This is a genomic window from Micromonospora sp. DT63, assembly GCF_049841615.1.
Classification (GTDB): domain Bacteria; phylum Actinomycetota; class Actinomycetes; order Mycobacteriales; family Micromonosporaceae; genus Micromonospora.
Genome location: NZ_JBNCKQ010000005.1, coordinates 443,442 through 450,778, shown reverse-complemented (window position 1 = coordinate 450,778; position 7,337 = coordinate 443,442). Strand labels below are relative to the sequence as shown.

Annotated in this window: 3 protein-coding genes; 1 reads left to right on the top strand and 2 read right to left on the bottom strand. The window is 73.3% G+C overall.

What is annotated here, in order from left to right; all coding sequences use genetic code 11:
* Positions 1 to 113: 113 nt before the first annotated feature.
* A complete protein-coding gene (locus tag ACLQ27_RS21155; RefSeq protein ID WP_357575967.1) occupies positions 114 to 1,649 on the bottom strand; it encodes a glutamate synthase subunit beta in 1,536 nt (511 codons plus the stop codon).
* Complete coding sequence (gltB, locus tag ACLQ27_RS21150; protein WP_425868250.1) at positions 1,642 to 6,345, bottom strand: glutamate synthase large subunit; 4,704 nt, start codon at positions 6,343 to 6,345, stop codon at positions 1,642 to 1,644. The genes ACLQ27_RS21155 and gltB overlap by 8 nt, the downstream gene beginning before the upstream one ends.
* A 153-nt stretch (positions 6,346 to 6,498) precedes the next feature.
* Here gltB and ACLQ27_RS21145 point away from each other — a divergent pair, with 153 nt between their 5' ends.
* Positions 6,499 to 7,335: a GNAT family N-acetyltransferase gene (locus tag ACLQ27_RS21145; RefSeq protein WP_425868333.1), complete on the top strand. Its 837-nt coding sequence runs from the start codon at positions 6,499 to 6,501 to the stop codon at positions 7,333 to 7,335.
* The last annotated feature ends 2 nt before the right edge of the window (positions 7,336 to 7,337 follow it).

Genomic DNA, 7,337 nt, shown 5'->3' with positions numbered 1-7,337 from the left:
GCGCCCCTCTTATCTGCGTCCCGCTCCGCCCCGCCCGCGGCCACCGCCGCCTCCCCGCGCCCCGGCGGGGGGGGCAGGTACCTGCCCCGCCGGCCGGACGGCGCCGGAACTCCTCAGCGAACGGCGAGCGGCTGCGCGGCCGGACCGACCGGCGCCGGCAGCGCGCCGGCGCCACCCAGGTAACCGTGGATCGCGGCGGCCGCCGCGCGCCCCTCGGCGATGGCCCACACGATCAGCGAGGCGCCCCGGTGCATGTCACCGGCGACGAACACGCCGTCGACGGCGGTCTGCCAGTCGTCGCGGGCGTCGATCGCCCCCCGCGGGTTGCGGGTCACCCCGAACTGCTCCAGCAGCGGCTGCTGCTCCGTGCCCTCGAAACCGATCGCCAACAGCACCAGGTCCGCCGGCAGCTCCCGCTCGGAGCCCGGGACGACGGTGACCATCCGCCGGCCGTCGCGCTTCTCGACGGTCACCTCGGCGATCCGCACCGCGCGCACCTGACCGGTGCCGTCGTCCACGAACTCCTGCACGGCCACGGCGAAGACCCGCTCGCCACCCTCCTCGTGGGCCGGGTAGCTGCGCAGGACCCACGGCCACGTCGGCCACGGATCCCGAGCCTCGTCGCGCTCGCCCGGCGGCTGCGGGTACAGGTCGAGCTGGTGCACGCCGGCAGCGCCCTGCCGGTGGGCGACACCGAGGCAGTCGGCCGCCGTGTCACCGCCGCCGATGATCACCACGTGCTTGCCGGCCGCGTCGATCGGGGTGCCGTCCGGCAGCACCGCGCGGGCCGCGCGGCCCTCGCCGGTGACCGCCACGCCAGGCCCGCCGCCGGCCGCCGTGGCGACCGCGCGATTCGCCGCGACCAGGTGCGCCATCGCCTGGTGTACGCCCCGCAGCGCCCGGCCCGGGGTCTCCGGGGTGTCCCGGCCCTGCAAGGCCCCGCAGGTCAACAGCACCGCGTCGTGCTCCGCGCGCAACTGCTCGGCGGTGACGTCGACGCCGACGTTCACACCGGTACGGAAGCGCACCCCCTCGGCCGCGAGCTGCGCCAACCGGGCGTCGATGTGTCGCTTCTCCAACTTGAAGTCGGGGATGCCGTACCGGAGCAGGCCGCCGATCGCGTCGTCGCGCTCGTACACCGTCACGGCGTGACCGGCGCGGGCCAGTTGCTGGGCGGCGGCCAGACCGGCGGGCCCGGAACCGACCACGGCGACCGACCGGCCCGACGGCGCCGGCACCGGGCGCGGGGTGAACCCGCGCGCCGCTGCCGCGTCGGCGATCTCCACCTCGACCTGCTTGATGGTGACCGGCTGGCCGCCGGCGATACCCAGCACGCAGGCCGCCTCACAGGGCGCCGGGCAGAGCCGGCCGGTGAACTCCGGGAAGTTGTTGGTGGCGTGCAACGACTCCACCGCGGCGTCCCAGTTGCCGGTGCGGACCAGGTCGTTCCAGTCCGGGATGCGATTGCCCAGCGGGCAGCCGTCGTGGCAGAACGGGATGCCGCAGTCCATGCACCGCGTGGCCTGCTCGCGGATGAGCTCCTCGCCGGCCGGCGGGTACACCTCCCGCCAGTCACTGATCCGCACCGGCACCGGGCGGCGGGCCGGCAGCCGCCGGTCGTAGCGCAGGAAACCGTTCGGGTCAGGCACGTGCCACCTCCTGGGCAGCCACCCGCGGGGCGGGCGGCACCGGCGCGATGGGCGCGCTGAGCGCGCCCATCACCGCGTCGTCGACGTCGCGGCCGGCTGCTTCGGCGGCCCGCATGATCTCCAGCACCCGGCGGTAGTCGCGGGGTACCACTGCGGTGAACTCGGACACCGCTTCCGGCCAGCGCTTGAGCAGGTCCTCGGCGACCGCCGACCCGGTCTCGGCCACGTGTCGCTGCACCAGCTCGTGCAGCAGCGCCTGCTCCTGCTCGCCCAGCGGCGCGAGGTCGACCAGTTCCGTGTTGACCCGGGCACGGTCCAACAGGTGCACGAACGCCGTCCCGCCGGACATGCCGGCGGCGAAGTTGCGGCCGGTCGCGCCGAGCACCACCACCGTGCCGCCGGTCATGTACTCGCAGCCGTGGTCACCGACGCCCTCGACGACGGCGATCGCGCCGGAGTTGCGGACCGCGAACCGCTCCCCCACCCGGCCGCGCAGGAAGACCTCGCCCGCCGTGGCGCCGTACAGGATGGTGTTGCCGGCGATGATCTGATCCTCCGCACGCTGCCCCGGCTCGGCGTCGGGGTCGAGGAACGGCGCGGCGGCGTCCGGACGGACGATGAGCCGGCCCCCGGAGAGGCCCTTGCCCACGTAGTCGTTGGCGTCGCCGTGCAGACGCAGGGTCACCCCGCGCGGCAGGAACGCGCCGAACGACTGCCCGGCGGTGCCGTGCAGCACGAACTCGACGGTGTCGTCCGGAAGGCCGCCCCCGCCGAAGCGGCGGGTCACCTCGCCGCCGAGCATCGCGCCGACGCTGCGGTGCTCGTTGCGCACCGCGACCTCGACGCGGACCGGCGACCCCTCCGTCAAGGCCGGACGGGCCAGCGCGATCAGCTCGTTGTCGAGCGCCTGCTCCAGGCCGTGGTCCTGGGCGCGCACCCCGCGCCGGGCGGCGCCGGCGGGCAGTTCCGGCAGGTGCAGGACGGGTGCCAGATCGAGCCCGTGCGCCTTCCAGTGCGACACCGCCGGGGCCACGTCGAGCAGTTCGGTCTGCCCGATGGCCTCCTCGATGGACCTGAAGCCCAGCTCGGCCAGGTAGCCCCGGACCTCCTCGGCGAGGAACAGGAAGAAGTTCTCCACGAACTCGGGCGTGCCCGTGTACCGCTCACGCAGCACCGGGTTCTGCGTCGCGATGCCTACCGGGCAGGTGTCCAGGTGGCAGACCCGCATCATCACGCAGCCCGAGACGATCAGCGGCGCGGTCGCGAAGCCGAACTCCTCCGCGCCGAGCAGCGCCGCGACCAGCACGTCCCGGCCGGTCTTGAGCTGGCCGTCGACCTGCACGGTCACCCGGTCACGCAGCTTGTTGAGCAGCAGCGTCTGCTGCGCCTCGGCCAGCCCCAGCTCCCACGGGGTGCCGGCGTGCTTGAGCGAATTCATCGGGGACGCGCCCGTGCCGCCGTCGTGGCCGGAGATCAGGATGACGTCGGCCTTGAGCTTGGCCACACCGGCGGCGACGGTGCCCACACCCACCTCGCTGACCAGCTTGACGTGCACCCGGGCGGCCGGGTTGACGCACTTCAGGTCGTGCACGAGCTGGGCCAGGTCCTCGATGGAGTAGATGTCGTGGTGCGGCGGCGGCGAGATCAGGCCGACGCCGGGAGTGGCGTGCCGGGTCCGGGCGATCCACGGCCACACCTTGTTGCCGGGCAGCTGGCCGCCCTCGCCGGGCTTCGCGCCCTGGGCCATCTTGATCTGCAGGTCGTCGGCGTTGACCAGGTATTCGCTGGTGACACCGAACCGGCCGCTGGCGATCTGCTTGACCGAGGAGCGGCGCAGCGGGTCGTGCAGCCGATCGACGTCCTCGCCGCCCTCGCCGGTGTTGGACTTGCCGCCGAGGCGGTTCATCGCGATGGCCAGCGTCTCGTGCGCCTCCGCCGAGATCGAGCCGTACGACATGGCGCCGGTGGCGAAGCGCTTGACGATCTCGGTGGCCGGCTCGACCTCCTCGATCGGCACCGCCGGACGGACGCCGGTGCGCAGGGTGAACAGCCCACGCAGCGAGCCGGCCTGCGCGGCGAGCGCGTCGACCTTGGCCGTGTACTGGCGGAAGACGTCGTACTGCCGGCTGCGGGTGGCGTGCTGGAGCAGGAAGACCGTCTCCGGGTTGAACAGGTGCAGCTCACCCTCGCGGCGCCACTGGTACTCGCCGCCGACCTCCAGCCGGTCGGAGCCGGCGGTGCCGGCCGGCGGCCAGGCCAGCGCGTGCCGGGCGGCCACCTCGGCGTGCACACCGGCCAGTCCGACGCCGCCGATCCGGCTCGGGGTGCCCCGGAAGTAGCGGTCGATCAGCCGGGTGTCCAGCCCGACCGCCTCGAAGACCTGCGCACCGCAGTACGACGAGACAGTCGAGATGCCCATCTTCGACATGATCTTCAGGACGCCCTTGCCGAGCGCCTTGGCGTAGTTGCGCACCGCGGCAGCGGGCTGCACGCCGGCCAGCGCACCCGTGGTGATCATGTCCTCCACGGACTCGAACGCCAGGTACGGGTTGACCGCCGCCGCGCCGTACCCGATCAGGACCGCCGCGTGGTGCACCTCCCGGCAGTCGCCGGACTCCACGATCAGCGCTGCCTGGGTGCGGGTCTGCTCCCGCACCAGGTGCTGGTGCACGGCGGCGGTGAGCAGCAGCGACGGGATCGGCGCGAGATCGGCGTTGGAGTCCCGGTCGGAGAGCACCAGGATGCGGACGCCGTCCTCGATGGCCTCGGAGACGTGCCGGCAGATCTCGGTCAGCCGGGCCTTGATCCCGGCGGCGCCCTCGCGGATGCGGTACAGCCCGGAGACCCGCACCGCCTTGAAGCCGGGCAGGTCGCCGTCCTCGTCGATGGAGAGGATCTTCGCCAGCTCGTCGTTGTCGATGATCGGATGCGGCAGCACGATCTGCCGGCAGCTCGCCGCGCCCGGGTCGAGCAGGTTGCCCTCCGGCCCGATCGTCGACGCCAGGCTGGTCACCAGCTCCTCGCGGATGGCGTCCAGCGGTGGGTTGGTGACCTGTGCGAAGAGCTGGTGGAAGTAGTCGTAGAGCAGCCGCGGGCGGGTGGACAGGGGTGAGATCGGGGTGTCGGTGCCCATCGAGCCGAGCGGCTCCGCGCCGGTACGCGCCATCGGCGCGAGCAGGACCTTCAGCTCCTCCTCGGTGTAGCCGAAGGTCTGCTGGCGGCGGCGCACCGAGTCGTGGGTGTAGACGGTGTGCTCACGCGGCGGCAGATCGTCCAGCTCGATCAGCCCGGCGTGCAGCCACTCCCCGTACGGCTGTGCGGCGGCCAACTCGGACTTGATCTCGTCGTCGTGCACGATCCGCCCGGCCACCGTGTCGACCAGGAACATCCGGCCCGGCTGGAGCCGCCCCTTCGCGACCACGTGGGCGGGGTCGAGGTCCAGCACGCCCGCCTCGGAGCCGAGCACCACGAGACCGTCGTCGGTCTGCCACCAGCGCCCCGGGCGCAGCCCGTTGCGGTCCAGCACCGCGCCGACGATCTCGCCGTCGGTGAAGGCCACCGACGCCGGACCGTCCCACGGCTCCATCAGGCTGGCGTGGAAGCGGTAGAACGCGCGCTTGGCCGGATCCATCCCGGGGTCGTTCTCCCAGGCCTCCGGGATCATCATGAGGACCGCGTGCGGCAGGCTCCGCCCGGCCAGGTGCAGCAGCTCCAGTACCTCGTCGAAGTTCGCCGAGTCGGAGGCAGCGGGGGTGCAGACCGGGAAGACGCGCCGGATGTTGCCCGGCACGTTCGGCGAACGCAGGAGAGCCTCGCGGGCCTGCATCCAGTTGCGGTTGCCCCGGATCGTGTTGATCTCGCCGTTGTGGGCGATGAACCGGTACGGGTGCGCCAGCGGCCAGGACGGGAAGGTGTTGGTGGAGAAGCGGGAGTGCACCAGCGCGATCGCGCTCTCCACCCGCTCGTCGCGCAGATCCGGGTAGAACGCCGGCAGCTGGTCGGGCGTGAGCATGCCCTTGTAGACCATCGTGCGGCTGGACAGCGACGGGAAGTACGCCGGCACGCCCCGCTCGGCGGTCTCCCGCTCGGCCTGCTTGCGCAGGCAGAACGCCACCCGGTCCAGGTCGATGCCGCTCAGCGCGGAACCGGCCGGCCCGGCGGGCGAGTCGGTGAGGCGGTGGGCGGCCACGAAGACCTGCCGCACCCGGGGCATGGCCGCCAGCGCGGTGTCGCCGAGCCCCTGCGGCTCGATCGGCACGTCCCGCCAACCGAGCACGTCGGCGCCCTCGACCAGCGCGAACTTCTCGACCACCCGGCGGGCACGGGCCTCGGCGGCGTCGTCGTCGGGCAGGAACACCAGGCCCGTGGCGTACTCGCCGGCCGGCGGCAGTGTGACATCGGCGACCGCCCGCAGGAACGCGTCCGGGACCTGGATCATGATGCCCGCGCCGTCACCGGTGTTGGGTTCCGCGCCGCGGGCGCCCCGGTGGTCCAGGCGGCAGAGCGCACCGAGCCCGTTGGCGACGACCGCGTGGGACCGTCGGCCGTGCATGTCCGCGACGAAGGCCACCCCGCAGGCGTCGTGCTCCTGCGCCGGGTCGTAGAGGCCCTGGGCGGGCGGATGGGGGCCGGGCGTCGGGGACGCCTGTGGGCTGTGGGGGTGCGGCTGTGTCGAATCCGCGTACGGCTGAGCCACCGGGCCTCCTGTCGTCACTCAGGTTGGATCATGGTGGGGACGACGTCGGCCCGTGGGTCTATTGAGTCTACGTTAGGGCTGGGGGCGCAAGGCCACTCAAGATTGATCACACCGTCCAGAGTCTGGGACGTGTAGTCTCGCGCGGTGGATTCGGTGCACAAGGACATCTTCGACCGGTTGGAGCGTTTCTACGACGCGGTGCCCCGCGACGTCGCCGGTGCCGAGGATCACGGCGGGTTGGTGCTGTTCGTCCGCGAGGGCACCGGCTGGCCGTTCTACGCCCGGCCCCGGATCGGCGCCGCCGAGCCGCCGTCCCTGGCCGACGTGACATCGGTGCGGGAGCGCCAGCGGGAACTGGGCCTGCCGGAGGCCTTCGAGTGGGTGCACGAGACGACTCCGGAGCTGCTGGCGGTGGCCCGCTCGGCGGGGCTGAACGTGCTGGAGGCCCCGCTGATGGTCCTCGATGAGGCCGCGTTGGCCGACCCGGCGACGCTCTCCGACGTACCCGTGCGGGTGCTGGCCGCGGACTCGCCCGACTTCGCCGCCGACGTGGCCGCCCGGCGGGCGGTGGCGGCCGTGGCGTTCGGCGCCGCCGGCACCGAGCCCGGTGCGGCCGGCCCGGCCGAGCGCGACGCGGCGGTCACCGAGTTGGAGCTCGCCGCGCTGGACGAGGAGCGGGTCCGGATCGCCGACGGCCGGCGGATCTCCGCGCTGGCCGGCACGCCGACCGAGGGCGCGCTGGCCAGCGGCATGGCGATGCGGGTGGACGACGTCGCGGAGATCGCCGGGGTAGCCACCCTGCCGGCCGCCCGCCGTCGCGGCCTGGGCGCCGCCCTGACCGCCACCCTCGCCCGCGAACTGCTCGCTGCCGGCACCGGCCTCGTCTTCCTCTCCGCGGGCAGCGAGGAGATCGCACGGGTCTACCTGCGGGTCGGCTTCCGCCGCATCGGCACCGCCTGCATCGCCGAACCCGCCGCCCTGATCCCCTGAAC